Raw genomic sequence first — 26022 nt, forward strand, 5'->3', positions numbered from 1 at the left:
GTTCCAACGTTGTAAACCAGGAGAAAGCGCCGGTACGGGGCCGAGACCGGGGCGTTACCATCGTGTCCGGCGAAGGAGAGGGGCACGGCCATGGGCGTGCGGCTGCGTGATGTGGCGCAACTGGCCGGGGTGTCGGTCAAGACCGTCTCCAACGTCGTCAACGGCTACGCCCACGTCTCCGCGGCCACCCGCGCCAAGGTGGAGCAGGCGCTGGCGCAGCTCGGCTACCAGCCCAACCTGTCGGCCCGCAACCTGCGCCGGGGCCGTACGGGGGTGATCGCGCTCGCGCTGCCCGAGCTCGACGCGCCCTACTTCGCCGAGCTGTCCAGGTTCGTCATCAGGGCCGCCGCCGAGCACCGCTGGCTGGTCGTCATCGAGCAGACCGACGGCAGCCTCGAACGCGAGCGCGCGATCCTCGACGGCGTCAGGGACCACCGGGTGGACGGGCTGCTGCTCAGCCCCATCTCCATCGGCGCCGACGAGCTGGCCGCCCGCACCGACGCCACCTCGCTCGTCCTGCTCGGCGAGCGCATCTACGACGGGCCCGCCGACCACGTGGCCATCGACAACGTACGCGCGGCCCGCGACGTCACCGAGCACCTCATCGGGCTCGGCCGCCGCCGGGTCGCCGCCTTGGGCGTGCAGCAATACTCGATCAGCGGCACCTCGCCGCTGCGGCTGGCCGGCTACCGCCAGGCGCTCGCCGCGCACGGGCTGCCCGAGCTGACCGCCGAGGTCGAGCGCTACCACCGCGCCGAGGGCGCCGCCGCCATGGCCCGGCTGCTCGACTCGCCTGCCCCGCCTGACGCCGTCTTCTGCTTCAACGACCTGCTGGCCCTCGGCGCCATGCGCACGATCCTGTCCTCGGGGCTGCGCGTCCCCGAGGACATCGCGGTCGCCGGCCTCGACGACATCGAGGACGGCCGCTTCAGCACCCCCACCCTGACCACGGTCGCCCCCGACAAAGCCCAGCTCGCCCGCGTGGCAGTGGACCTTCTGCGGCTCCGCATGGACGGCCCCGACCGCCCACCGCGCGAGGTGAAAGCCGACTACCGCCTCATGCCCCGCGAAAGCACCCTCGGCCGCACGACCTGACGAAACCCGCGCCCCGCGCCCGTCCGCGCCCGTCCGCGCCCGTCCGCGCCCGTCCGCGTCCGTCCGCGTCCTTGGGCGCCCCCACGAACCCGCCTCCTCCTCGGAACGCCTGCCCTCGCTCGCTCGAACCCCCAGCTCAGGGGGTTTTCTGGGATTTGGGCCTTGTGTGAGGGAGGGTGTCAACTTATGCTGCGCCGCAAGTTAAGAAACTTTCCTAACCTGAACGGAGTCGTTCGTGAGGAGAAGCGCACGTGCGGGCATCGTCGCGGTCCTGGCCGCGCTGACGCTGCCGCTCTCAGCGCCGTCGGGCGCGGCGACGGCGGCCGATCCCCTGGTGTCGCAGGGCAAGACCGCGACGGCCTCCTCCGTCGAGGCCACCGGCCTGGAGCCGGGCAAGGCGGTGGACGGCAGCACCGGCACGCGGTGGGCCAGCGCCGAGGGCGCGGACCCCCAGTGGATCCGGGTCGATCTCGGTCAGGCGCACACCGTCTCCCGGGTACGCCTGGTCTGGGAGACCGCCCACGCCACCGCGTACCGGATCCAGACCTCGCCCGACGGATCCAGCTGGAGCGACGTCTACGCCACCACGACGGGCGACGGCGGAACCGACGACCTCACGGTCAGCGGCACCGGCCGCTACGTCCGCGTCTACGGCACGCAACGCGGCACCCCCTGGGGGTACTCGCTGTGGGAGCTGGAGGTGTACGGCGCGCCCACGGGCGGGGGAGGCGGCGGCACCCCGGTCCAGGCCAACGGCCAGCTGCACGTGTGCGGCATCAAGCTCTGCAACGAGCACGGCAAGCAGATCCAGCTGCGCGGCATGAGCAGCCACGGCATCCAGTGGTACCCGCAGTGCCTCAACGACGCCTCGCTCGACGCGCTGGCCGGCGACTGGAAGGCCGACGTGCTGCGCATCTCGATGTACATCCAGGAGGACGGGTACGAGACCAACCCCCGCCTGTTCACCGACCGGGTGCATGCACTGATCGAGGCGGCCACGGCCCGCGGCATGTACGCGATCGTCGACTGGCACATGCTCGACCCCGGCGACCCCATGTACAACCTGGGCCGCGCGAAGACGTTCTTCACGGAGATCGCCCAGCGCCACAACGGCAAGAAGAACGTGCTCTACGAGATCGCGAACGAGCCGAACGGCGACGCCGTCACCTGGAACGTCATCCGTGACTACGCCCACCAGCTCATCCCGGTGATCAGACAGCAGGACCCGGACGCCCCGATCCTGGTCGGCACCCGCGCGTGGTCGTCGCTCGGCGTCTCCGCAGGCGCGAACGAGAGCGAGATCGTCAGCAACCCGGTGAACGCGTCCAACATCATGTACACGTTCCACTTCTACGCGGCCACGCACGGCACCGACTACCTGAACACCCTGTCCCGCGCCGCCGACCGCCTGCCCGTCTTCGTGACGGAGTTCGGCACGCAGAGCGCCTCCGGCGACGGGGCGAACAACTTCTCCAGGTCCCAGCAGTACCTCGACCTGCTGGCCCAGAAGAAGATCAGCTGGGTGAACTGGAACTTCTCCGACGACTTCCGTACGGGCGCGGTCTTCACCACCGGCACCTGCCCGAACGGCCCGTTCGCCGGGACGAGCAGGCTCAAGGAAGCCGGCGTCTGGATCCGCGACCGCATCCGCACCCCCGACGACTTCTGATCGGCCTTCGACTGCGGGCCGTTGGGTCCTGTCATCCCGGGCGTTATTGAGGTGCGATGGGAGGGGACCGAAGGAGGACGAATGATCATCGTTGGTGTGGACGGCTCGGTCGCCTCCCGCGCGGCCGTCGAATGGGCCGCGGACGACGCCTCCCGCAGGGGCTCACCGCTGCGGCTCGTGCACGCGGCCGACACCTCGTGGTACCTCGTCGGCGCCCGCCCCGGCAAGGCGCTGTCCGAGACGGTGCTGCGCGAGGGACGGCGGGTGCTGGAGGAGGCGGCGGCCCTGGCCCGCGAGCGCCGGCCGTCCGTCGAGGTGGACACGCGGGCGGCGGAGGGCAGGCCAACCGCTGTCCTGCGCGACGCAGCCGAGGACGCGGCCGAGGACGCGGCCGCCCTGGTCGTCGGCAGCCGCGGCCTCGGCGGGTTCTCCGGCGCGCTGCTCGGCTCGGTCAGCGACGGCCTCGCCGGGCACGTCCGCTGCCCCGTCGTCGTGGTACGCGCGCGGGATCAGCGGGAGCACGGCGAGGTCGTCGCCGGGGTGGACGACTCGCCGGAGTGCGAGCCCGGCCTCGCCTACGCCTTCGAGCAGGCCGCCCTGCGCGGCGCCACGCTCAGAGCCGTCCACGCCTGGCAGCTGCCCGGGCACCTCCTCGCCCCCGAGGCCACGTACGACCTGGATGAGGTGCGTACCGCGCAGCACCAGGTCGTGCGGGACCGGTTGAAGCGGCTCAAGGACGCCCACCCGCAGGTGACGGTCGTCGAGGACGTGCGCAGCGCGCATCCGGTGGACGCGCTCGTCGCCGCGTCCCGGCAGGCGGACCTGCTGGTCGTCGGCTCACAGGGCCGCGGCGCCCTCGGCTCGGCGCTGCTCGGCTCGGTCAGCAGGAGCGTGCTGCACCACGCGTCCTGCCCGGTCGCCGTCGTCCGCTCCTGACCCCGGCGTTCAGCCGGCCGAGGGGCCGTCCTCGTCGAGCGGCGCGGGGTCGTCGACGAGCGTGCAGGGCTGGACGGGGGAGCCCGCCTCGGCCAGCCAGGCGCCGAGCTGCCACGGCCGGCGCGACGCCGGCCGCTGAGCTGCCACGGCCGGCGCGACGCCGGCCGCCGCGAGCAGTCGCGGCGCGGTGAAGAGCGGCCTGGAACCGCCGAAGGCCCACCGGCGGGCGGCCGGGGCCTCGATGCCGCGCATCAGCCTCAGCTTCAGCAGGGCGCGCGCCGGCGGCCGGTTGACGGCCAGGGTTCCGACGCTGTCCTCGACGAGCGCTCCCGACACCTCGGCGGGGTGCACGCCGGTGCGGACGTAGGCCCGGTAGAGGCTCGTCTCGGTGCGCCGGTGGCGGCCGATGACGTTGGAGGCGATGCCGAACAGCCAGGGGGCGGCGTCGGGGCGGGCGCGGTCGTGGTCGCCGCGCCGCTGGAAGGCGATCAGGAAGGTCGTGGCCGTCTACTGTTGCCGCGCCGGAGCGACATGGTTCGCGGCTTTTCTCACTGATGTGAAGAAGTGTCGAGTACGCCGCGCAGGGGGCGCAGGCCGTCCTCGACGTACGCGGCGATGGGGCGCTCGCCGCCGTCGAGGTACCACTGCTCCAGCGCGGCGAAGTAGCCGAACGCGAGGGCGTTGGCGATCACCCTGGCCTGCGTCTCGTTGACCCCGCCTCGCTCGGCGATGACCGGGGTGAGGCGCTGCCCGGCCCGGTCGAGGGTGGCGCAGACGGCCATGCGGACGGACGGCTCGGCGAAGAAGTAGCGCACCCGCCGCCACGGGCCCTTGCCGGCCTGCGGGCCGTCGCCCGGCGGTCCGTCTCCCTGTGGGGCCTCGTACGCGCGCACGGCCTGCACCAGGCTGCCGACCGGGTCGGCCGGGTCGAAGATCCCGGCGAGCGCCTCGGGGCTCATCGCGTCGAACTCGATGTCGGTGACCACGATGCCCTCCTTCGTGCCGAAGATCCGGTAGACCGACGACGGCGAGACCTCGGCGGCAGCGGCGACCTCCTCGATGGTGACGGCGGCGAAACCACGCTCGTCGAACAGGTCGAGGGCACGTTCCTGGATGGCGCGCATGGCCTTGAGCCGCCAGCGCTCGCGAAGCCCGCTCATGGCGACCACCGTATCAGCAAGTCACTGTCTCAAGGAATTGACTGTCTCGACGACCTCTGCCTACAGTCACTCTCTCCAGACAGTCACTTTCTGAAAGGGGTCACCTCATGACCACGCCAGGCAACCGGGCCGTCCCGGTGCTGCTGTACACCGGCGCGGCGCTCACCACCGGCGCCGCCCTGTTCCCGTTCGCGGACAGGGCCGTGCTCGCCGGCCACGTCAGCGCCGGCTACCCCTCCTACGCGCCCGGCGAGATCGACGCCGCCGTCAGCGCGTACCTGATCATCCTCAGCGCCGTCGGCCTCCTGGGGCTGGCGGGCTGGCTGGGCACGGTCTGGGCGGTCCGCGCCGGCAAGCGGTGGGCGCCCTGGCTGGCCGGCGGGCTGCTGGTGAGCGCGATCCTCATCGCGGTCGCCGCGCTGACCATCAAGGACACCTCGGGCGACGTCGGCCTGGCGCCGCTGCTCGGCTGGCTGCTGGTGCTGCCGTGCGTGCCGGGGGCCGCCGCGGTCGCCTCGTGGAGAAGGGCGCGATGACGGGTGCCCGTCTGGCGCGGGCGGCCGGGGCGCTCAAGCGGGCGATGTACCGGGGCGGTCGGCCCAACGCGTTCATGCGGCTCGTGAACAGGCTGGACGCCCTCGCGTACGGGGCCGGGTGGTTGTCGCCGCGCCAGGCCGCCGTGCTGAAGGTGGCGGGGCGGCGCAGCGGGGCCGTCACGTCCGTCCCCGTCGCGGTCGCCCGCCACGGCGGCGGGGAGTTCCTCGTCTCGATGCTCGGGCCCGAGGCGAGCTGGGTGCGCAACGTGCGGGCCGCCGGGGGCGTGGCCGTGCTGCGCCGCAGGGGCCGCGAGCAGCCGGTCGTCCTGCGCGAGGTGCCGGTCGGGCAACGCGCCGAGATCCTGCGCCGGTACGTCGCCGTCGCCCCCGGCGCCCGGCCCCACGTCGGCCTGGGCCCGAGGGCGCCGATCGCGGCCTTCCGCCGCATCGAGGAGCGCCACCCCGTCTTCCGCATCCGCCCCCGCTCGTGAGCGGCCCCGGGTTCACCGTCGCCGCTTCGAGCCGGCGGCCGGTTGCCCCCGCCCCTGAGGGGCGGGGGCCCGAAGGTCACATGGGGGCGGGGGCGAGGTTACGGCCGCCGCCGAACGCCTTCACGCGGCAGTCGTTCTGGATCTTCTCGATGTCCACGTCGTCGCCGGGGACGCTGCCGTACCGCCAGCCGATCGCGTTCGGGTCGGAGCCAGGGGCAGGGGTCAGGTGCACGTCGAAGCCGTGCGCCTTCAGGCAGGCGACCTCCTTCCTGACGCTCTTGGCGTAGTGCGGGTTCGTCCTGGGGCTGAGTTCGGGCGGCAGCAGCGGCTCCTTGCTCTTGCACGCCTGCCGCGCGGCCCGCTCCGCCCGGTCGTTCCACGGGCCCTTGCTCGGCATGCCGTGCTCCTTGAGGCAGGCGGCGTAGGCGAGGCGATATTTGCGGATCTCGGCGGCGGTGCTGTCCAGGCGGAGCTGCGGCCGCCGCTCCTTCGGGGAGGCGGCAGGGGCGGGGGCGGCACTCGCCTCGGCGGTCGCGGGAGCCGGGGCGGGGGAGGGGGCGTTCGCCGGGCCGGTGGCGGCCGAGGCGGCGCCGCAGGCGGTCAGGAGGCCGCAGGAGAGCGCGGCGACGGCGAGCGCCGCCGCGTCGCGGCGATCACGGAAGGTTCTCATGCCGCAGCAGGATGGTTCCCGGATGTCAGGAACTTGTCAGGAACCTTTAGCGCTCGGATGAGGAACCGGGATCCGGTGGGGAGGCAGCCCGCCGGCCCGCCTACGATCGCCCACTATGGGTGCATACGTCCTGGTGGCCGAGGATGACGTGAAGCAGGCGGAGCTGATCCGCCGCTATCTCGAACGGGAGGGCCACGCCGTCGCCACCGTGCACGACGGCCGCGCCGCGCTGGACGAAGCCCGTACGCGCACCCCCGACCTGCTCGTGCTCGACGTGATGATGCCCAAGGTGGACGGCCTGGACGTGTGCCGCATCCTGCGCGCCGAGTCGGACGTCCCGGTCCTCATGCTGACCGCCCGCGCCACCGAGGACGACCTGCTGCTCGGCCTCGACCTCGGCGCCGACGACTACATGACCAAGCCCTACAGCCCGCGCGAGCTGGTCGCCCGCGTCCGCACGCTGCTGCGGCGAGCGGCCCGCACCGGGCAGGACCGCACCCCCGTGCTGCGGGCCGGAGCGCTCGTGGTGGACCCCGCCAGGCACGAGGTCACCGTGGACGGCGCCCGCGTCGACTGCACCCCCGGCGAGTTCCAGGTGCTGGAACTGCTGGCCGCCCACCCGGGCCAGGTGTTCACCCGCGAGCAGATCCTCAGCCACCTGCACGGCTTCGACCGTTACATCACCTCCAGGACCGTGGACGTCCACGTGATGAACCTGCGCAGGAAGATCGAGCCGGCCCGGCGCCGCCCCGTACGCCTGCTCACCGTCTACGGCGTCGGCTACAAGCTGGCCGCGGAACCCGCCATGGACCCGTGCGATGCGTCGTGAGGTGCCGCTGCGCCGCAGCCTGCTGGTACGGCTGCTCGCCGTGTCCGTCCTGGTCTCGATCGGCTCGATCGCGGCGACCGCCTGGCTGACCGCGCGCAGCACCACCGTGGCGATCCGGCAGGAGCAGGGCCGGGCGCTCGCCGACGACGCCCGCGTCTACGACACCCTGCTCGGCTACGCCGCCACACACCACGACTGGGACGACGCCGGCGACCTCGTGCGCCGGCTGGCCGCCGACACCGGCCGCCGCATCACGCTCACCACCGAGCAGCGCACCCCGCTCCTGGACTCGGACGCCGAGCCGCGCACCGCCGCCCTGCCCAGCCGCCCTTCCGCGGTCGTCGACCCGCTGTCGGCGGACGCGACGCCGGGCCACATCGACCCGCGCGCCGTGGGGCCGTACCGGCTGACCCGCAAGGAGCGGGACGACCTGCGCGCGACGGCCCAGCGGCGCGCCCTGTGCCTGCGGCGGACGTTCGGCGTGGACGCCCAGGTCACCGAGAGCCCCAACGGACGCCCGGCGCTCACCACCGGCGGCGCGCAGCCGTACCCCGAGACCCGGTGCCCCAGCCCCGTCCTGGAGCAGCCGACGACCACCGAACGCCGGGCGCTCGCGGCGCTGGAGAAAGTCACCGGCACCTGCCTGAAACGCAAGGGCGAGCCCGCCGTGCGCGTCAACCCGGACTTCACCTGGACCCGCGAGCCCGCCCCCGTCGCGCCCGGCGCGCCGCGCACGACGGCGAGCACCGGCGGCACCGTCTCCACCTGTCTCGCCGCCGCCCGCCGCGAGCAGCTCGGCCCGTACGTCGCCCCGCCCGCCCTGCTGTTCATCAGCAGCCGCGGCGGCGGCGTGTCCACCGGGTTCGACCTGTCGCCCGCCAACCAGGCCCGCATCGCCGGCGTGGCCGCGCTGGTGCTGCTGTTCACGGTGACCGCCACCGTGGTCGCCGGCACCAGGCTGAGCCGGCCGCTGCGCGAGCTGACCGAGGCCGTCCGCCGCACGGAGCAGGGCGGGGCGCCGCGCGTCGAGGTCAAGGGACGGGACGAGATCGCCCACCTCGCGGCCGCGTTCAACGCCATGGCCGAGCGCCGCGAGCAGCTCGAACACCTGCGCAAGGCCATGGTCAGCGACGTCGCCCACGAGCTGCGCACCCCGCTCAGCACGATCAGGGGCTGGCTGGAGGCGACGGAGGACGGCGTCGTCGCCCCCGACAGGGAGTTGATCTCCTCGCTGCTGGAGGAGGCCCTGCTGCTCCAGCACATCATCGACGACCTGCAGGACCTCGCCATGGCCGAGGCGGGCGAGCTGCGGCTGCGCCGCGAGCCGGTCGAGGTGGCCGACCTGCTGGCCCAGGTCGCGACCGCGCACCGGGCGGGCGCGGAGCAGGCGGGCGTCACGCTGCGCACCCGCGCGGACGGTGGCCTGCGCGCCTTCGCCGACCCCGTACGGCTCCGCCAGGCCGCGGGCAACCTGGTGTCCAACGCCGTCCGCCACACCCCGCACGGCGGCGCCGTCACCCTGCACGCCCGCCGCGACGGCGACCACCTCCTCATCGACGTCGCCGACACCGGCACCGGCATCGCCCCCGCGGACCTGCCCCTGGTCTTCGAGCGCTTCTGGCGGGTCGAGAAGTCGCGCAACCGCCGCACCGGCGGCAGCGGACTCGGCCTGCCCATCGCCCGCAAGCTCGTCGAGGCCCACGGCGGCACGCTCTCCGCCACCAGCACGCCGGGCCGGGGCTCGATCTTCACGATTCGCCTGCCCGCCGGGGTTTGCGGCGAAGAGCAGGGGTAGGGGCGCCCTCCGTACGGCCTGCCGTCCTGGCGAACCCCCCGACGCGACGACGGAGAGCGATGTGACGAGCGTGAAGCCCGGCGGCGAGCCGCTGACTTCGCCGCTGGCCCCGGTCAAGGTACGGCGCACGGGCGCGGTGATCGCGGCCTGGCTGTCGACCACCGACCACAAGGTCATCGGTTACCTGTATCTGATCGCCTCGTTCCTGTTCTTCGCGCTGGCCGGGGTGATCCTCGGCTCGCCGCCGCTCGACTTCCACGTCACCGACACGTACTTCGTGGTCGCGCACTTCCACTACGTCGTCTTCGGCACCGTCGTGTTCGCGATGTTCGCCGGCTTCTACTTCTGGTGGCCCAAGATGACCGGCCGCATGCTGGACGACCGGCTCGGCAAGTGGCACTTCTGGACGCTGTTCGTCGGCTTCCACGCCACGTTCCTCGTCCAGCACTGGCTGGGGGTGGCGGGCATGCCGCGACGGTACGCCGACTACAGCGTCGCCGACGGCTTCACCGACCTGCACATGGTCTCGTCGCTCGGCGCGTTCCTGCTCGGCGCCTCCACATTGCCCTTCCTCTACAACGTCTGGCATACCGCCCGAAAGGGCATGAAAGTCTCTGTGGATGATCCGTGGGGCTTCGGCAACTCTCTCGAATGGGCCACCTCCTGCCCGCCGCCCCGGCACAACTTCGTCCGCCTGCCGCCCATCCGTTCCGAGCGGCCGGCGTTCGACCTGCACCACCCCCACACCTCCGGCCGCGAGCGCGGCCCCGCCGAAGACGACTGACCCCGCAGGGCGGTGATGAGCGATGCACCTGTCGGACCGGGAACGCCGGATCCTCGCCGAGATCGAGCTCGACCTGCGCAGGAGCGACCCCGCCTACGCCCGCCGCATCGACGCGCTCAGCGCCGCCACCCACCGCAAGGACTTCGGCGCGCGCGACAGCCGCAGGGAGATCGCGGGCCTGCTGGCCGCGGTCGCCGTGCTGACCACGGTCATGGTGTTCGTGGTGATCCTCGTCGGGCATGCCGCGCCTCCGCCCGCCGGGCCGCAGCTGCCGCCCGTGTCACAGGTGGAAAACCCCTTGGGTGAACACGGAAAGTAGTCTTACTCTTACTTTCGGTAATCGAAAGGAAGGGTTTCCATGAGGAAGTTCATCATCACCTCCGCGTTCACCGCCGCCCTCGTCGTGGGCGGCGCGGGCGCCGCCTACGCCTCCCAGTACGTCGCCTACGAGGGCCCCGGGTTCACCGGCAGGAGCGTCGTCATCGACCGGTGCGGCGTGTCCAACATCCCCTACCACGGCTCGTACAAGTGGTACGGCGACGGCCAGAGCGGCCGCATGTACAACCAGCCCAACGCCCAGGGCGTCGCCCACTTCACGCTCGCCTCCAACAGGAACGCCGAGCAGCGCACCCCGGTGGGCTGGAAGAGCATCTTCATCGTCTGCTGACGTCCTGCTCCCCGCGATGAGCCCGGCCTGCTCCGGCCGGGCTCATCGGCGTTCCGGACGGACGTCGGCGCCGGCGTGCGTGTGCCGGGTCAGGTCGTCAGAGCCGTGCCAGTCGAGGCACATGACGCTCGCGTCGTCCTGCAGATGCCCGCCGCAGAGGTCGGACACCGTGGCGGCCAGCGTCCGCACCACGTCGCGCGGATGGTCGCCGGCCGTGGCGCGGATGAGCGCGGACAGGTCCAGCTTCTCCGCCGCGCCTTCCTGCATGCCGTCGGTGTGCAGCACCAGGCGGTCGCCTGGACGCAGCGCGAGGTCCTGAACGCGATGCTCGACGGGAAAGGGGAAGCCGAACGGCGGGTCGATCTCCAGCGTCACCTCCTCCACCTCGCCGTCGCGCAGCAGCAGCGGCCACGGATGGCCGGCGTTGACCAGCTGCAGCCGGCCGCCGTCCAGCGACAGCCGCAGCATCTGGCCGGTGGTCAGCGCGCCCGGCATGTGCTCCAGCAGGGCCTCGTGCGTGTGGCGGGCCTGCTCGGCCAGGCCGAGGGAGGCGCGGCGCGCCTTGCGGGACGCGCTGACGACCAGCGTGGCCATGAGCGCCGAGTCCACCTCGTGGCCCATGGCGTCGGTGATCGACAGGTGCAGCGTGTCGTGGTCGAGCGTGTAGTCGTAGCTGTCGCCGCCCACGCTGTCAGCCGGCACCAGCACGGCCGCCAGCACGAACTGCGCCGCCTCGCAGGTGGGGGAGGACGGCAGGAGCTGCTGCTGGATCTCCGCGGCCAGGTTGACCGCCCTGGTGCGCTGGCCCCAGAGGTAGAGGTCGGTGAAGCGGCGGTCGGTGACGACGATGTAGGCCAGCGCGTGGGCGGCCTGGCTGACCTGCTCCAGGACCTCGGGCCCTGCCTCGGGCAGGGTCAGCTCCAGCAGGCCGATGGCGTCGCCGCGGTTGGTGACGGGCGCGATCACCTGGTACGCGTCGTCTCCAGGGATCAGCGTCGGCCGCTGGGTGCGCAGCGCCTCCTCGTACGGGCTGCCCGCGAGAGGGATGTGCTCGGCGCCGCGGCCGCGGCGCGCGGTGGTGGTCTCGGTGATGCGCACCACCTGCCGGCCCACCAGGTCGAGGAAGAGGAACGACACGCTCGACGCCATGAACCGCTCACGCAGGTCCGCGGCCACCACGGCGATCGACTCGACGGGAGCGGCGTTCTCCGCCGCCGTGAGGACCTCCGCCAGGGGGAGCGACACCTGCGCCATGCATGCCTCCTTGATCTGTACACCGTCCTTCCCCGCCCACGGGATGAGCACCCACAAGGGATCGGCTCGCCTGCCGGAAATCCGCTAATACGGATTATTACTGGGATATCACCTCTTGACGTGGTGATCAGTGAGGTCCCAGACTCGGCGCTCATCGGCATGACCCGAGGAGTACGACCGTGGCCCGCCGCCTGACCCAGCAGGACATCGCCCGCATGGCGGGCGTGAGCCAGACCACCGTGTCACTGGTGCTCAACAACCGCGCGGGCAACGGGGTGCGCATCTCGCCCGAGACCCGCGAGCGGGTGCTGCGGGTGATCAGGAAGACCGGCTACATCGCCGACCCCGCCGCCCGCCGGCTCGCCGAAGGACGCAACCGCATCCTCGGCGTCTTCACCTACGAGGCGGTCTTCCCCGCCACCAGCGCCGACTTCTACCATCCGTTCCTCGTCGGCATCGAGGAGCGCGCCGAGGAGGCCGGCTGCGACCTGCTGCTCTTCACCAGCGCCCGGGTCTCCGGCCGGCGGCGCATCTTCCATGAGGACAGCCGGGTCCGGCTCGCCGACGGGTGCGTGCTGCTCGGGCGGACGGTCGACAGCGATGACCTGGCCAGGCTCATCGCCGACCAGATCCCGTTCGTGTCCGTCGGCCGCCGCGACGACGCGGGCGGGCCGGTGCCGTACGTCGGCGCCGACTACCCGGCGGCCACCCGCGCCCTGGTGCAAAGGGCCGCCCACCTCGGCCACCGCAGATTGGTCTACGTCGGCACGGGCGAGGGCGCCGAATCGACCGCCGACCGCTTCACCGGCTTCGTCCAGGCGACCACCGACCTGGGCGTCACATTCTCTCGCCTGCCCCCGGATCACCCTGACCTCTTGGGCGCCGTACGCGCCACCGGGGCCACCGCCGCTTTCTTCGAAGAACAGGCCGACGCCGTATCGTTCCTCCAAGCAGCGGCCGAAGGAGACCTCGCCATCCCCGACGACCTATCCGTGATCACCCTCGGCTCAGCCACCCGCCCCGTCCACACGGACACCGACTTCACCGGCTTCCGCATCCCCCGCCGCGAAATGGGCCGCAAAGCCGTCGAACTCCTGACCAAGGTGCTAGAAACCGGCACCACCCCTCAGGAGCTCTTGCCCTGCGACCTGATCGAAGGCTCCACCCTGCGACGCCGCCGTGCGAGCGGCACACCTAGGCAGGAAAGGCCCTAAACAAGCTCAGCAAGCCACGATCGAAAATCATCATCGTCATAAAGATATGCTTCCGGAGCGGTTCTGATATCTGCTCCGGTCATGGCCATCAAGAAATCCCAAACGATTTCGTCGCTGAACTGTGCATCCTCCAACGCCAGCATCGTGCACGCCGCCCAGGATGCGACCTCCTCACGGGACCGACGTCCTTCGATCAGGTCTATGAGTGCAGTCCGCATCTCATCTCGAGTAGGCTCCATGCTCACTGCCTCCGGTCAGGTCGTTCAGCCGCCGTACTATCTCCTCGGAACCGTCGACCTCTTCTTTGATGCGGATGTCCCATTGCGTGCTGCCCTGGGCCTCGATGGGTCACCAGGAAGAACGGATCGGGTTCGAACTGTGACGCGTGGTCCACCAGGCCACGCCAAATCGAGAACGTGTCCTCGTTCGGAGGATGCTATATGCTCCTCAAATTCCTCCATGGTCATCCCTCGGGGCGCTTTTCCGGTTCCCCAGAGGAAGAGCACGCTCCAAGCCCAAGGATTCTCCGGGAAAGCATTGATGACCGGGGTGCGCGACGCCGTCAGTCCCAGGTGAGCCGCTGTTCCAGGAGGGCCTGCTGGGCGGGGTTGGTGGTCAGCTGCAGGGCCCGCTCGTCGGCGTCCCTGGCCTCGGTGCGGTGGCCGGTGGCGCGGAGGAGTTCCGCCCGTGTCGCGTGGAAGAGCGGGTAGCGGTCCAGGGGGCCGGCCAGGTTCTTCAGCTCCTCAAGCGCTGCTCGCGGGCCGTGGACGTGGCGTACGGCGACTGCCCGGTGCAGGCGGGTGACGGGGGAGGGGGACAGGTGCAGGAGCAGGTCGTAGAGGACGAGGATCTGGGGCCAGTCGGTGTCGGCGAAGGTCGCGGCCTCGGCGTGGCAGGCCACGATCGCGGCCTGCACCTGGTACGGGCCCGGCCGCCGGTGTGCGCGGGCCGCCCGCGTCAGGAGGGTGGTGGCCTCGGCGATGGCGGTGTGGTCCCAGAGCGAGCGGTCCTGGTCGGGGAGCAGGACCAGGTTGCCCCGGTCGTCGAACCTGGCCGCGCCGCGCGCCCGGTGCAGGCGGATCAGTGCCAGCAGGCCGGCCGCCTCCGGCTCCTTCGGCATCAGGCCCACCAGCAGCGCCGCCAGCCACTCGGCCTCCGCCACCAGGTCGGCCGCCTGCGCCCGGTCAGCGGTGCTGGTCAGGTAGCCCTCGTTGAACAGCAGGTAGATCACCGCCAGCACGTCGTCGAGGCGCTGGGGCAGCTCTTCTGCCGTGGGCATCCGGTACGGGATGCCGGCCTCGCCGATCTTGCGCTTGGCACGGGTGACGCGCTGCGCCACCGTGGGCTCCGGCACCAGGAACGCCGCCGCGATCTGCGCCATCGACAGCCCGCACACCACCCGCAGCGTCAGCGCGATCTGCGCGGCCCGCGACAGGGCAGGGTGGCAGCAGGTGAAGATCAGCCGTAGCCGGTCGTCGCCCGGGGCGGGGCCGGGCCAGGTGAGGCGGGCCAGCTTGGACCGCAGGTTCGACTCGCGGCGCAGCACGTCCAGGCCGCGTCGCCGGGCGACCGTGAACAGCCACGCCTCCGGCCGTTCCGGTACGCCCTCCTCGGGCCAGCGGCGCAGCGCGGTCTCCACCGCGTCCTGCACCAGGTCTTCGGCGGCGGAGAAGTCGCCGAGCAGCGACACCAGCGAGGCGGCCAGCCGGCCGGCATGCTCACGCACGACGGCGGCCAGCACCTCCCGACTCGCCTCGGCACCCGGCTCACAGTGGTGCGGGTTCATGTGAGGGGGCGGATCTCCACGATCGGGCAGGCGGGCCACGCGCGGGCCAGCGCCAGCGCCTCGTCCAAGTCCGCCACCTCGACCTCCGCGAACCCGCTCACGACCTCCTTGCCCTCCACGAACGGCCCGTCCGTGATCACGGGCTCGGGGCGGTCCACCCGTACGGTGGTCGCCGTGTGGGCGGGCGCCAGGTGCGCGTGGTGGGTGATCTTGTCGGCGTGCTCGGCGAACCACCGCCCCACCGCCTCGTACGCGGCCCGCTGCTCCAGCTCGCCCATGGCCTCCAATTCCTTGGCGAACTCCTCGGTCTCCACGAACATCAGCACATACTTCACGATCCACCCTCCTGTCGTTCGGAACTCACCAACAAGACGATCGGGACGACGCCCCATACGACAGAGCGGCGGTTCCGATACTTTGATCCTCATGTCCCCTGCTTTATCCGTCACCTCTCGCACCGCGTCAGCGGCCCCCGCCCGGCTCGCCTGGCTGGACGCCCTGCGCGGGCTCGGCGCCCTCGCGGTGGTGGGGGAGCACCTGTGCACCTGGGCCATGCCGTGGCTGCGGCCCACCGCGTTCAATCTCGGCGTCTACGGCGTGCTGGTGTTCTTCCTGGTCAGCGGCTACATCATCCCAGCCTCGTTGGAGCGGCACGGTGACGTGCGGGCCTTCTGGATCGGGCGGTTCTTCCGGCTCTATCCGCTCTATCTGGCGATGATCGTGCTGGTGCTCGTGCTCGCCTGGTGGATCCCCGTACGGGCCGAGGTGCCGCGCGACCTGTCCTCCGTGGCCGCGCACGCCACCATGCTCATGGACGCCGTGGGCACCGCGGGCGTGCTGAACACGATGTGGACGCTGTCGTACGAGATGGTGTTCTACCTGCTGGCCGCCGCGCTGTTCATGGCGGGCGTGCGGGACAGGTGGGGGCTGCTGCCCGGCCTGTTCGCGGTGCTCGGGCTGGTCGCGGGGCTGGCCATGATCGCGCCGCCGCTGTCGGGCGGGTGGCTGTCCTGGGTGACGTTCGGGCTGTTCGCGGTCGGGCTCGCGTGCGTGGTGTCGGGGTGGGGCCGTACGGTGGCGGCCTGCGCGCTGGGGGTGATGGCGCTCGCGCTGGTGCTGCTGAGCAGCCGCGTCCCCTGGTTCGGTGCGGCGATCCTGGCGGTGATGTTCGCCGGCACGGCCGTGCACCGGTGGGAACGCGGCGCTGGCCCGCTCTGGCCGGTCGCCGCCACCGGCCTGCTGGTGGCCGCGCTGCCGCTGTGGGCGCGCAACGCCGGCTGGTGGTGGGTGCAGCCGAAGGTGTGGGGCCTGACGATCCTGCTGGCCGTGCTCACGTTCGCCGCCGCCATGGCCTGCCGGTCCCGTACGCTGCCCGCCGCGCTCACCTGGCTCGGCACGATCAGCTACTCCCTCTACCTCGTGCACCTGCCGCTGCTGCTGATCCTCATGCGGGTGGTGGGGGAGCTGCGCGGCGCGCCGGCGGCGGCCCAGCTCGGCGCGGGCGTGCTCTTCCTGGCGCTGCTGCTGCCGCTCAGCTGGCTCAGCCACCGCTGCATCGAGCTCCCCATGCAGCTCGTCGGCCGCCGCCTGGTCAAGAGGCGAGACCGTCCATCAGCAGGTCGAGCAGGCGCTCCGCCTGCTCCCGCTGGCGGGGGTCGCCGGCCGCGAGGGTGACGCCGGCCAGCGCCATGAGGATGTCGCCCGCCGGTACGTCCTCCCGCAGCACCCCCTGATCGGAACCGGCGCGGCGCAACTCCTCGACCGCGGCCGTGAGCTGCTCGCGGGTCTGCGAGCCGAGCTCCGCGTCGCCGCGCAGCAGCGTCTTGAGCGTGTCGGCCATGCCCTGCTTGGTGACCAGGTGGTCGAGGACCTCCGACATCCACGCCCGCAGGGCGCGGTCGGCCGGCAGCTCGGCGAGCAGGGCGGCGGGGCGGTCGGCCAGCCTGGCCGTCTCATAGCGGTAGGTGGCGTCGACCAGCAGTTCGCGGGTGGGGAAGCGCCGGTAGAGGGTGGCGATCCCGACGCCGGCGTCCCTCGCGATCTGCTTCAGGGTGGCGGCGGCGCCGTCGCGTGCGAAGGCCGAGGCCGCCGCGGCGAGCAGCTTGTCCTCGTTGGCCCGCGCGTCGGCCCGCATCGGCCGGCCGGACTCAGGCATGGAGTCGTCCTGTCTTCCGAGTTGCTATGTGGAGCCGGGTCCGCTTAGTCTCCGGATAAGCGGACCCGACTCCGCTTATCCGCGACGGTAGCAGACGCCCCGCGGTGCCATCACTCGACCAAGAAGGGCGGTCCCGCCATGCGCTACCGCACGCTCGGAAGCACAGGAGTCCAGGTCAGTACGTTGTGCCTGGGCGCGATGATGTTCGGCCGCTGGGGCAACCCCGACCACGACGCCTCGATCGGCGTCATCCGGACGGCACTCGACGCCGGCGTCAACCTCATCGACACCGCCGACGTCTACTCCGACGGCGAGTCCGAGGTCATCGTCGGCAAGGCGATCGCCGGGCGGCGCGACGACGTCGTCCTGGCGACCAAGGTGTCCAGCCCCATGGGCCCGGGACGCAACGAGCGCGGCGCGTCCCGGCGCTGGATCATCCGGGCCTGCGAGGAGAGCCTGCGCCGTCTCGGCACCGACCACATCGACCTCTACCAGGTGCACCGGCCCGACCCGGCCACCGACATCGACGAGACGCTCGGCGCGCTCACCGACCTCGTCCGCGCCGGCAAGATCCGCTACGCCGGATCGTCGACGTTCAGGCCCTCGGCCGTCGTCGAGGCGCAGTGGACGGCCGAGCGGCGGGGCCGTGAGCGGTTCGTCTGCGAGCAGCCGCCGTACTCACTGCTCGTCCGCGGCGTCGAGGCCGACGTGCTGCCGACCTGCGAGACGTACCGGATGGGGGTGCTCGCGTGGAGCCCGCTGGCCGGAGGCTGGCTGACCGGGCGGTGGCGGCGGGACGCGGCGCAGGCGTCCAGCCACCGCACCCGGACGATGCCGTTCGGTCACACCCTGGCCCACTACGACCTGTCCGTACCCGCCAACCAGGCCAAGCTCGACGCCGCCACCTCGCTGGCCGGCATCGCCGACGAGGCCGGCCTGACGCTGATCCAGCTCGCCCTGGCGTTCGTCACCACGCACCCGGCGGTCACCGCGGCGATCATCGGCCCGCGTACCGCGGCGCATCTGCACGACCAGCTCCAGGCCGCGGACGTCGTGCTGACGTCCGACGTGCTCGACCGGATCGACCAGGTCGTGGCGCCCGGCACCGACGTCAACCCGCACGACGCGAGCTACGGCGCCGCCGTCCTCGCCGATCCCCGGCGTCGCCGCCGCGCCGCCTGACCAAGGGGCGGCGCGGCGGCTTCCGGTCAGGAGGCGTAGGTCTCGTACTCGGCGACCCTGGGGGTGCCGTTCGAGCCGGTGATCCGGAACGTCACCTTCTTCAGCGACGTCGGCGTGAAGCTGATCGTGCCCGCCCCGGTGCCGGACTTCAGCACGGCCCCGTTGTCGGCGTTGAGCAGCTGCCACGACCCGATCGCGCCCGTCGCGCCGGACGCCTCGCGGATCACGACCCGGCCGACCGTCGTCGGCGAGCCCCACTTGATCGAGATGTCGCCGGTCGAGCCAGACGGAGACCAGTACGTGCTCATGTTCCCGTCACGCACGTTGCCGTAGCTCGTGCCGCTGCCCTTGCTGGAGCCGTCGGAGCCCGCGCCGAGGCTGAGGTTCGTGCCGCTGGGCGGGTCCGTGGGCGGGTCCGTGGGGTCGGTGGGCGGGTCGGTCGGGTCCGTCGGCGGATTGGTCGGGGTGCAGTTGCCGTTCGACACCTGCAGGCCCTTGTTGGCGCCCGCCGTCCTGTTCACGATGTCGGGCACGCAGCTCGCGCCGTCGAGGGCGTAGGAGTAGGGGACGCTCACGCTGGTGTTGGACTGCGGGTTCGGGCCGGCCGGGTTGTGCTCGTCGTCGCGGGCGCCCCAGGTCACGTTGTCGAAGATGTTGCCGCTGACCTGCCAGTAGCCGGCCTCGTCGGTGTAGAAGGTGCCGAGGACGTCCTTGGAGTCCTCGAAGTAGTTGTTGTCCACCTTCGCCCGGGCGCCGGCCCGCGAGTTGATGCCGGACTCGTGCAGGCTCCTGTAGTGGTTGTTGTACATGTGGGCGATGCCGCCGCGCAGCAGGGGCGTACGCGAGTCGATGTTGCTGTACAGGTTGTGGTGGAAGGTGACGTTCCCGTTGGAGCGGTCGCTCTCGCTGGAGCCGATCAGCCCGCCGCGGCCGGAGTTGCGCAGGATGCTGTACGACAGCGTCACGTACTGCGTGTTGTTCTTCATGTCGAACAGGCCGTCGAAGCCCTCCGACTCGCCGCCCGACGCCTCCAGCGTGACGTGGTCGACCCACACGTTGCGGACGTCGCTCTCCATGCCGATCGCGTCGCCGCCGTTGGAGGTGGGCGAGCCCGACTTCTTGACGTTCCTGACCGTGACGTTCTGGATGATGATGTTGCTCGCCTCGCGGATGTGGATGCCGAGCTGGTCGAAGACGGCGCCGTTGCCGACCCCGATGATCGTGACGTTGCTGATCTGCTTGAGCTCGATCACGCCGGCCGCGGTGTTGCAGCTGCTGCCGGACACCTTGCTGGTGTTGCCGTGGTTGATCGTGCCCTCGACCTGGATGGTGATCGGGGTGCTGCTGCTGGCCCGGCTGCAGAGGGCCTGGTGGATCGCGGTGCCCGTGGTGGCGCGTACGGTCTGGCCGCCCGCGCCGCCGGTGGTCCCGCCGTTGGCGGAGGCGAAGCCGGTGGCGTTGCCGGCCGCGGCGAGTGCGGCGGCCGGTGCGGCCGACGCCTGCAACATCGGCACGGCCGCCCCGGCCGCCGCGGCCGTGACCGCCGCGGCGAGTGCCGCGCCGACGCGTAACACGACTGCTCGTCTCATGCTCGTCCCATCTTCGTCGTCGATGCCGGGCTGCTGTCGGCAGCCGGGTCCTTGCTGGTCCGGCGCGTACGGGATGACCCGCACGCCGGATTCCCCCCAGCGAGTGCGCACCGCTCACATGAGTGACCACGTCCGTGTCCGTGAGTAGCGCCACCGTAGGAAAGCGCTTTCCCCGTGTCAATGCGCCGTGAAACTTTCATCCAGCCGGTACGAGCGGCGTCACACCCGTTCCGGCCAGCCCTTTCGTCAAATTTCCTGCATGCCATCCGCCTCGATTCCTTGGCTGGAACGGCATTGGGAAAGCAGCGGGATACATTGGGATGACCGAGGACTTTCGGGCGCCGGCGCCTCCCGCCGGCGTCGCCCCAGTCCGACTCAACGGTGGCGCTGACCAGGGGCGACGCCCACGTCCCGGCCGGCCGAGGGGGGAGTTCTCATGAAGGTCATCGACACCGCCCCGCTCGGAGTGGCGGGCCCCGGGCAGCCGACCGTCCTGCGCCTCTACGGCGAGATCGACCTGTTCACCAGTGCGGACCTGCGCGAGCAACTGCTGAGCGCGCTGCACTACAGCACCAGCCTGCTCGTGCTCGACCTGTCCGAGGTGTCGTTCTGCGACGCCGCCGGGCTGGCCGTCCTGGTCGACGTGCAGCAGCGCGCCCGCCCCATGGGCATCACCCTGGCCCTGGCGTCGCCCCGGCCGTTCATGTCGCGGCTGCTGCGCATCACCGGCCTCGACCGGGCCCTGCCCATGGTGGGCGGCACCCCGCCGAACACCGCCTGACCTCTCGGGCCGGCCGCGCCTGTTCCGCCTTGATCGCCGACGCTCAGCGCTGACCCCGCCCTTGGTCAGGCCGCCGAGCGCGCCCCCACCGTGATCACGCCCGCCGCGTGCAGGCTGGTGAGCAGCGTCCAGTCGTCGGCCGGGTCGAGCCAGATCTGCAGTTCCTCAGGCCCCGACGGCCGCGGCAACGTCCCCTCCGGCAAGTAGAAGGACGTCACAAGCACCAGCGGCACCGGCGCCCTCCACTCCGCGGGCGCCGGCGGCTCGTGCCGGCCGCCCAGCAGCACCGCGCGTTCCTCCGGCCCGCACTCGCCCAGCCGTCCTGCCGCCAGCTCCGCCTGCAACCGCACCTGCACGTCCAGCGCGAGACGGATCCGCGCCACCGCCCGCCCGCTGTCATCGCCCAGCTCGCCGTAGCCGGGGATGAGCATCGCGACCAGCTCGGCCGGCTCGTCGGCGTAACCGCGCAGGGCGCCGGCGGCGTGGATCATCTCGTAGAGGTACGGCCTGCCGTCGGCGTGGCGCGGCGCGGCCGGCGGCTGCCGCGCGGCGGGGACGTTGCGGACGATCACGTTCATACCCGGACCTCCGGGGGCGGTGGCGGCTCCCAGCGCTCGGGCCAGCGCGTCGCCGCGAACAGGGCGGCGAGCTGCTCCTTGTCGGCGGCCCGCCAGAAGATCTCGTCCATCAGCATGCGGAAGGACAGGCTGCCCGCCTCGGTGAGGTCGGGTGCGGAGCCCAAGGAGCGCAGCCCGGCGTGGGTTCCGGGCTCTTCGCGCACGCCCGCGTTCGGCGGCAGGTCCAGCGCCGCCGTGCGGAACGCGGCCTCCACCACGGCCAGCGACACCTTCACCTGCGCCTGGATGACGGCCGGGTCGAGCGAGCCGTCCCACATGCGGAACTCGATATGGCCCTTCGTGTCCTCGGTCATCCCGCCCATGTTCACGGCCGAGCGGTGGAGGTGATTCTGGCGCACCGCGCCGATCGAGGTGTAGCCGCGGGCAGGCAGTGACTCGAACTGGCAGAACGCCTGTCCCCGGTGGCTCTCCATCGCCGGGTTGTGCCCGAGCCGGTAGAGCGTGTCGCCGTGGTGCTTGATGTATTCGGCCACGCTGACGTAGTTCGCCAGGTGGTGATCGTAATCACGGGTGCTCACGTGCACGTGCCCGCCGGTGTTGACCGTGGCGCTGCCGCCCCAGCCGCGGATGATCTCGCAGGCCAGGAGGATGTTCATCCACGTCGCGGGCTCGTCGTACAGGATCGGTGAGACCAACTCGCCGGATACCGACCTGTCCAGCTCCAGCCGCCACAGACCGCGCCCGCCCTTCTCACCCGAGTGGTATCCGGCCCGGGAGGACGCGTGATATGGGTGCACATCGCCGTCAACGGTCAGGCCGGCGGCGTGCAGATCCCGGGCGATGTTCTTCAGAACGGCCCGGCTGCTGAAGCCGGGCAGCTCGAACTCGATCTCCAAGCCGAACCCGCGCCCGCCGCCGCGGGCACCCAGCCCTGCGGTGGCGTCGTCGTACATGAAGGGGATCGCAGCTTCGTCGCTGCCCGCGCGCCGCACCGCCGCCTCGTACGCCCGCACGTAAGCGGGAAAATCCTGGGTGAACGACACCTCCGGCGCATCCGGCCAGCGCCGCCACGCCTCGACCCGGGCCTGCAACGAGTCGACGTATTCCCGGACCGTCGGAGTGAGCGCCCGATCCAGGTCGGAGCCCGGCTCGACGTAGCCGCGCATCCCGTGATCGCCGAGGTAATCCTCATAGGCCCGAGCGTGCTGGGCGGCCGCGGCGTTCCTGGCCTCCCGTACGTCCGCGGGTGACATGCCGTGCAGGCCGGGCGCGTCCGCACGGGGGTCGGGCGGCGCGAGCGGCTCCGGCCGGCTCAGCGTGTCGACCACGTCATGGCGGTCGACCGGTCCGAACAGGTCGAACCCGTTTCGCGCGGCCTCAACCGCGCGTGCCGCCAGGTCCGCCACGTCGTATCCGGAACCGGTCTCGTCGGCCAGCCGGCGCAGCGGGTCGAAGCGCCAGATCGGCGTCGTCGGGTGCGGGCCCGCGAGTTCCGCGAGCCTGGCCGCGGCGCGTACCTCGCCGTCCCGCGTGAGCGGCAGGCCGAGTTCGGTAACGAGCCGCAGGCCGTCCCAAAGGTAGGGGTCGCGCTGCCGATGCGTTGTCAGCATCTCGGTCAGGCCGGTGACGTCCGACATACCGGCCACGTCAGCGCCGTGCTCCTGCGCGTCCAGAGCCAGGCGGAGCAGATGCTCGACCGAGCCCGCCTGGTCGGTCTGGCGGGCCAGCTCCCGCAGCGGCATCGTTTCGGCTCGCGATCCATGGGGCGCGTGCGGGACGAGACCGATCAGGGTGCCGAGCATGCGGCTCGCCGGGCCGTCCAAGTGCGGCAGGTCATACCTCACCTGGCCCTGCAGGCCATACCACCGCGCAGGGTCGTCCTGGTGGAACCGGCTGAGAGCTTCGTGGAAGCCCCCGGGCCCGGGCGTCGCCGGCGGCAGGAGGCCCTCGGCCTGTGCGGCCCGCACGATCGGATACAGCTCCTCGAGACTGCTCATGCTGTATCTCTGGCGCACGGGGTCGATGAACGCCCCGTTGACGGCTGCGTTCTCGGGCGTTCCCATCATGTCGGCCAGGAGCCCGGCCGCGCGTGCCTGCTCCGGCGTCGCGGACGGCATCAGGTAGTCGTACTCGTGCCCGAGCCAGCGGTGACGGTCGGCGGGGTAGGCGCGCTCGAGCACGTCGGCCAGCTCGGTCTCGTCGCGGGCCGTCTCGGGCGCCATGCCCTGCCGCTGGGCGTCCCGGTAGAGCGCGACCAGCGGATCGACGGCCAGGATACTGTCGAAGAACTGTTCAGCCAGGCCCTGGATGGCCCGGTTCGGCTCGTCCGTTCTGAGAATCCTCCCCATCGCCCCTACGGCCGCCGCCGTCGCGTCGTCCTGGTTCTCCACGTACATGCGCCGCATGAGCTCTCGGCCGCTTGCGACCAGGGCGGGATCCAGCGGGGCGGGGACGTCATCGGCCTGGCCGTTGAGCAGCCGCTCGACGCGCGAAGGGGCGTCGAGCGGGTCGCCGGGGGTGGGGTCGGAGCCGGTCCTGTCGGTGCCGCGCGGGTCGTCGGGGACGCCGCGCGTGCCGTCCGGGTTCCAGCGGTGGACGATGGCCGCCGCCTCGGCGAAGTTGCGCGGGCGCGGGGCGGCGATCGGTGAGAACCCGTCGCTGAGCTCCGGTGCCCAGGCGCCGTGCGGCGGCGCGGGCACGGGCCCCGGCTGCGGCCTGCTCGCCGCCGGTGCGGTGGCCGTGGAGTCCGGGGCGTCCTCGGCGGCGACGCGTTCCAGCGCCGTACGGACCTCCGGCCAGGACGCGGCGAAGTCCGGGTGCAGGTTCAGCTGCGCCACCTCGCGCAACGGCACCCACCGTACGTCGATGGACTCGGGGGAGGCCGGCCACGCCTCGGCCCTGTGGGGCAGCTCGGCGATCACCGTGTCGTACGCCCAGCCGCCGTGGTCGTCGTGGTGGACCGAGCGCACCCGGACGTCGTCCAGGTTCAGCCGCACCTCCCCGCCCGCCTCGCGCAACGCCGCGGCGACGGGCGCCTCACCGCTGTCGCGCGCCCCGCCGACCGGCCCCCACAGCCCGCCGTGGTGCGTATCCAGCGAGCGCAGCTGCACGAGCACGTGCACCTCGCCGCCTGGCCCGCGGTGGTACGGCAGCAGCCCGGCCTCCCGCTCGGTGCTCCAGTGCCGGTGCCCCTGGGCGCACTCCGTGTACGCGTCGCCCGCCCGCCTCGTACCCAGGCCGCGCGGCAGGCCGGCGAGCGCCGGGTCGGGCGGGACGACGTGCGCCGGCCGCAGCACCGTGACGTCGCCCGGCCCCGCCATCACCACGAACTCGTGCAGCGGCAGCTGGCCCAGCCCCGTCCACGGGGTCGCCAGCACCCGGGACGCCGGGACCACGGCCGCCATGACGGCGCCGTCGCCCAAGCCCGTGTACCGCTTGGCCACGCCCGGCAGCGCCGACCACGACTGCAGCTGCAGGCCGGGCGGAACCGGCACCACGTCCCCGGTCGAGGCCGCCGCCAAGGTCGGCATGCGGTGCACCTCGTCGAAGGCCACGCCACGATAGAGCACGAGCTCCTCGATGCCGTGCCGGCTCAGCTCGGCCTGGGTCTGCTCGTACTGGGTGCGCAGGAAGTCGCGCAGCGCCTCGCCGTGGCGGGCGTAGTCCCTGGCGCCCGTCTGGCTCCTGGAGGCCCCGCCGTACGCCTCGAGGTCGAGGACCCCTTGCAGGCCGAACGCGTCCACCGCGGCCAGGTTCATCGCCAGCCGCGCCGGGAGCAGCTGGCCCCCGCCGCGGCCCCAGGACCTCATCAGCTCCTCGACGCTCAGCCCGCGTACGATGGCGACCGCCTCAGGCGACGCGGCCGGCACCTCGCGCAGGATCCGGCGCCCGGTCACCTCGCCCGAGCCCCGCGTGAACGCCGGCAGGTCGTCGCCGGGGAGGACGTCCCAGCTCCGTCCCTTCCTGCCTGGAATGTGGAACTCGTAGTGCACCAGGACCATCTGGGGGTCGCCGAGCCCCTCCGCCAGATGCTGCTTGCGGGCCGCGGCCAGCAGGTCCTTCGTCGGCGTGGTCATCGTGTCCGCCAGCCGGCGCACGACCGCCTGATCGGCGCTCGACCAGGCATGGACGCTGATCGGCTCGTACGCGCCGTCCTGGCTGAGCAGGTTCGTCACCCGCTCGGACGGCCCCGCCACACCCAGCTCAGGCCCGGCCGGCACCGGCCGCACCCGCGCGGCCGTGTCCTGCCGGGGTGCGTGCCCGTTCTGGGCGGGGACGCGCTCGGGTTGCGCGGGCAGGTGGGCGTCCGGAGTCTGCGTGCGGGGGCTCTCGGTCCTCGGCGCGGGCGCGTGGTCCTGAGCGGGGAGGCCCGGCAGGTCGTGCGGCCGGGCAGGCGGGACGACCACGTCGGCCGGGCGGTCGCCGTTGGCCTGGCGGGCGGGTGGCGGGGGTGTCGCGGTCGTGTCCGTACGGGGCGGGGCGGCGACCGTCTGCTCGGTGGTCGTGGGGGCGTTCGGGTCCTGCTGGATCTTCGGCGCCGGGTGCGGGGTGTCGGGGGCGGTGTTCCGCCGGGGGTTCGGCGCGGAGTCGGCTGTGGTGTCGGCTGTGGTGTCAGCTGTGGTCTCACGGACGATGCCGTCCGGCGTGATGTCGCGTCCGGTGGGGCGCTGGGCAGGGGTCGCGTCGGCCTGGTCGGTGCGGGCCTCGGCCGCGCGCTGCTCGGCGGTGACCTGTTCGGCCGGTTCCACGGGGTGGACGGCCGCGGCGACGGCCGGGACGGTGGCGGGCAGCGCCGAACTGGCGGGCAGGGCGCCGGGGGTGGCGGCGGTGTCGCGCGTGCTGGCGACCGCG

24 protein-coding genes and 1 pseudogene are annotated in these 26022 nt (G+C 72.2%); 14 read left to right on the forward strand and 11 right to left on the reverse strand.

Translation table 11 applies throughout. The annotated features are described in order from the left end of the window. The first annotated feature begins 90 nt into the window (after positions 1-90). From AB0K28_RS44700 to AB0K28_RS44710, 3 genes are all read left to right on the forward strand, one after another. A complete protein-coding gene (locus AB0K28_RS44700) occupies positions 91-1095 on the forward strand; it encodes a LacI family DNA-binding transcriptional regulator (protein ID WP_364382791.1) in 1005 nt (334 codons plus the stop codon). A 235-nt stretch (positions 1096-1330) separates the two neighbouring features. Continuing rightward, positions 1331-2764, forward strand: coding sequence for a cellulase family glycosylhydrolase (locus AB0K28_RS44705; RefSeq protein ID WP_364382794.1), 1434 nt, complete (start codon positions 1331-1333; stop codon positions 2762-2764). Positions 2765-2845: 81 nt separating this feature from the next. Further along, the gene (locus tag AB0K28_RS44710) at positions 2846-3700 is read left to right on the forward strand and encodes a universal stress protein (protein ID WP_364382797.1); all 855 of its coding nucleotides are present in this window, start codon (positions 2846-2848) and stop codon (positions 3698-3700) included. Between the two features lie 9 nt (positions 3701-3709). Here the strand turns inward: AB0K28_RS44710 and AB0K28_RS44715 are convergent, their stop codons facing one another. Both AB0K28_RS44715 and AB0K28_RS44720 read right to left on the reverse strand, forming a co-directional pair. Then, positions 3710-4036, reverse strand: a complete 327-nt coding sequence (locus AB0K28_RS44715) for a hypothetical protein (protein ID WP_364382800.1) — start codon at positions 4034-4036, stop codon at positions 3710-3712. A 212-nt stretch (positions 4037-4248) separates the two neighbouring features. Beyond that, on the reverse strand, positions 4249-4860 hold the full coding sequence (locus AB0K28_RS44720) for a helix-turn-helix domain-containing protein (RefSeq protein WP_345385255.1): 612 nt from the start codon (positions 4858-4860) through the stop codon (positions 4249-4251). Positions 4861-4967: 107 nt separating this feature from the next. On the opposite strand from AB0K28_RS44720, the gene AB0K28_RS44725 reads away from it, so the two are divergent. After that, positions 4968-5396 carry a hypothetical protein gene (locus AB0K28_RS44725; protein ID WP_364382804.1) on the forward strand — a complete coding sequence of 143 codons (429 nt, stop codon included), beginning with the start codon at positions 4968-4970 and terminating at the stop codon, positions 5394-5396. Beyond that, the gene (locus AB0K28_RS44730) at positions 5393-5887 is read left to right on the forward strand and encodes a nitroreductase family deazaflavin-dependent oxidoreductase (RefSeq protein ID WP_364382807.1); all 495 of its coding nucleotides are present in this window, start codon (positions 5393-5395) and stop codon (positions 5885-5887) included. The genes AB0K28_RS44725 and AB0K28_RS44730 overlap by 4 nt, the downstream gene beginning before the upstream one ends. Before the next feature lie 76 nt (positions 5888-5963). Here the strand turns inward: AB0K28_RS44730 and AB0K28_RS44735 are convergent, their stop codons facing one another. Next, positions 5964-6557 (reverse strand): hypothetical protein, encoded by a 594-nt coding sequence (locus AB0K28_RS44735; RefSeq protein ID WP_364382810.1) that lies wholly within the window; start codon positions 6555-6557, stop codon positions 5964-5966. 115 nt (positions 6558-6672) lie between these two features. Here AB0K28_RS44735 and AB0K28_RS44740 point away from each other — a divergent pair, with 115 nt between their 5' ends. The 5 genes and pseudogenes from AB0K28_RS44740 to AB0K28_RS44760 all read left to right on the forward strand — a co-directional run bounded on the left by AB0K28_RS44740 (position 6673) and on the right by AB0K28_RS44760 (position 10632). Beyond that, positions 6673-7386: a response regulator transcription factor gene (locus tag AB0K28_RS44740; RefSeq protein ID WP_345385253.1), complete on the forward strand. Its 714-nt coding sequence runs from the start codon at positions 6673-6675 to the stop codon at positions 7384-7386. After that, positions 7376-9181 (forward strand): HAMP domain-containing sensor histidine kinase, encoded by a 1806-nt coding sequence (locus AB0K28_RS44745; protein WP_364382813.1) that lies wholly within the window; start codon positions 7376-7378, stop codon positions 9179-9181. The genes AB0K28_RS44740 and AB0K28_RS44745 overlap by 11 nt, the downstream gene beginning before the upstream one ends. A gap of 193 nt (positions 9182-9374) precedes the next feature. Next, positions 9375-9965, forward strand: a pseudogene (locus AB0K28_RS44750) (cbb3-type cytochrome c oxidase subunit I); the annotation flags it as partial. A 22-nt stretch (positions 9966-9987) separates the two neighbouring features. Next, on the forward strand, positions 9988-10284 hold the full coding sequence (locus AB0K28_RS44755) for a DUF3040 domain-containing protein (protein WP_364382816.1): 297 nt from the start codon (positions 9988-9990) through the stop codon (positions 10282-10284). A 39-nt stretch (positions 10285-10323) separates the two neighbouring features. Next, positions 10324-10632, forward strand: a complete 309-nt coding sequence (locus tag AB0K28_RS44760) for a MiAMP1 family antimicrobial peptide (RefSeq protein ID WP_345385250.1) — start codon at positions 10324-10326, stop codon at positions 10630-10632. A gap of 42 nt (positions 10633-10674) precedes the next feature. Here AB0K28_RS44760 and AB0K28_RS44765 read toward each other — a convergent pair whose 3' ends face one another. Further along, positions 10675-11886: a PP2C family protein-serine/threonine phosphatase gene (locus AB0K28_RS44765; RefSeq protein WP_364382819.1), complete on the reverse strand. Its 1212-nt coding sequence runs from the start codon at positions 11884-11886 to the stop codon at positions 10675-10677. Between the two features lie 179 nt (positions 11887-12065). Between AB0K28_RS44765 and AB0K28_RS44770 the strand changes: the two genes are divergently transcribed. Next, a complete protein-coding gene (locus tag AB0K28_RS44770; protein WP_364382822.1) occupies positions 12066-13100 on the forward strand; it encodes a LacI family DNA-binding transcriptional regulator in 1035 nt (344 codons plus the stop codon). On the opposite strand, the gene AB0K28_RS44775 is transcribed toward AB0K28_RS44770, so the two are convergent. From AB0K28_RS44775 to AB0K28_RS44785, 3 genes are all read right to left on the reverse strand, one after another. Then, positions 13097-13318, reverse strand: a complete 222-nt coding sequence (locus AB0K28_RS44775) for a hypothetical protein (RefSeq protein ID WP_364382825.1) — start codon at positions 13316-13318, stop codon at positions 13097-13099. The genes AB0K28_RS44770 and AB0K28_RS44775 overlap by 4 nt on opposite strands. 344 nt (positions 13319-13662) lie before the next feature. Beyond that, positions 13663-14886, reverse strand: a complete 1224-nt coding sequence (locus AB0K28_RS44780) for a DUF6596 domain-containing protein (protein WP_345385247.1) — start codon at positions 14884-14886, stop codon at positions 13663-13665. Continuing rightward, positions 14883-15221, reverse strand: a complete 339-nt coding sequence (locus AB0K28_RS44785; protein ID WP_345385246.1) for a YciI family protein — start codon at positions 15219-15221, stop codon at positions 14883-14885. Before AB0K28_RS44785 ends, AB0K28_RS44780 begins: the two co-directional genes overlap by 4 nt. A gap of 91 nt (positions 15222-15312) precedes the next feature. Between AB0K28_RS44785 and AB0K28_RS44790 the strand changes: the two genes are divergently transcribed. Then, a complete protein-coding gene (locus AB0K28_RS44790; protein ID WP_364382828.1) occupies positions 15313-16560 on the forward strand; it encodes an acyltransferase in 1248 nt (415 codons plus the stop codon). Here the strand turns inward: AB0K28_RS44790 and AB0K28_RS44795 are convergent. Then, positions 16478-17041, reverse strand: a complete 564-nt coding sequence (locus tag AB0K28_RS44795) for a TetR family transcriptional regulator (protein ID WP_364382831.1) — start codon at positions 17039-17041, stop codon at positions 16478-16480. The two genes, AB0K28_RS44790 and AB0K28_RS44795, sit on opposite strands and share 83 nt — an antisense overlap. A gap of 138 nt (positions 17042-17179) precedes the next feature. Between AB0K28_RS44795 and AB0K28_RS44800 the strand changes: the two genes are divergently transcribed. Further along, the gene (locus AB0K28_RS44800) at positions 17180-18223 is read left to right on the forward strand and encodes an aldo/keto reductase (RefSeq protein ID WP_364382834.1); all 1044 of its coding nucleotides are present in this window, start codon (positions 17180-17182) and stop codon (positions 18221-18223) included. Between the two features lie 26 nt (positions 18224-18249). On the opposite strand, the gene AB0K28_RS44805 is transcribed toward AB0K28_RS44800, so the two are convergent. Continuing rightward, positions 18250-19812: a pectate lyase gene (locus AB0K28_RS44805; RefSeq protein ID WP_364382837.1), complete on the reverse strand. Its 1563-nt coding sequence runs from the start codon at positions 19810-19812 to the stop codon at positions 18250-18252. Between the two features lie 436 nt (positions 19813-20248). Between AB0K28_RS44805 and AB0K28_RS44810 the strand changes: the two genes are divergently transcribed. After that, a complete protein-coding gene (locus AB0K28_RS44810) occupies positions 20249-20593 on the forward strand; it encodes an STAS domain-containing protein (protein WP_345385240.1) in 345 nt (114 codons plus the stop codon). Positions 20594-20658: 65 nt separating this feature from the next. On the opposite strand, the gene AB0K28_RS44815 is transcribed toward AB0K28_RS44810, so the two are convergent. Next, the gene (locus AB0K28_RS44815) at positions 20659-21171 is read right to left on the reverse strand and encodes a hypothetical protein (RefSeq protein WP_364382840.1); all 513 of its coding nucleotides are present in this window, start codon (positions 21169-21171) and stop codon (positions 20659-20661) included. Continuing rightward, a partial coding sequence (locus tag AB0K28_RS44820) for an NUDIX hydrolase (RefSeq protein WP_364382843.1) occupies positions 21168-26022 on the reverse strand: 4855 nt, incomplete at its 5' end. The genes AB0K28_RS44820 and AB0K28_RS44815, both read right to left, overlap by 4 nt.

Origin of the sequence: Nonomuraea sp. NPDC049504 (genome assembly GCF_040676845.1) — a bacterium.
Taxonomy (GTDB): domain Bacteria; phylum Actinomycetota; class Actinomycetes; order Streptosporangiales; family Streptosporangiaceae; genus Nonomuraea; species Nonomuraea salmonea.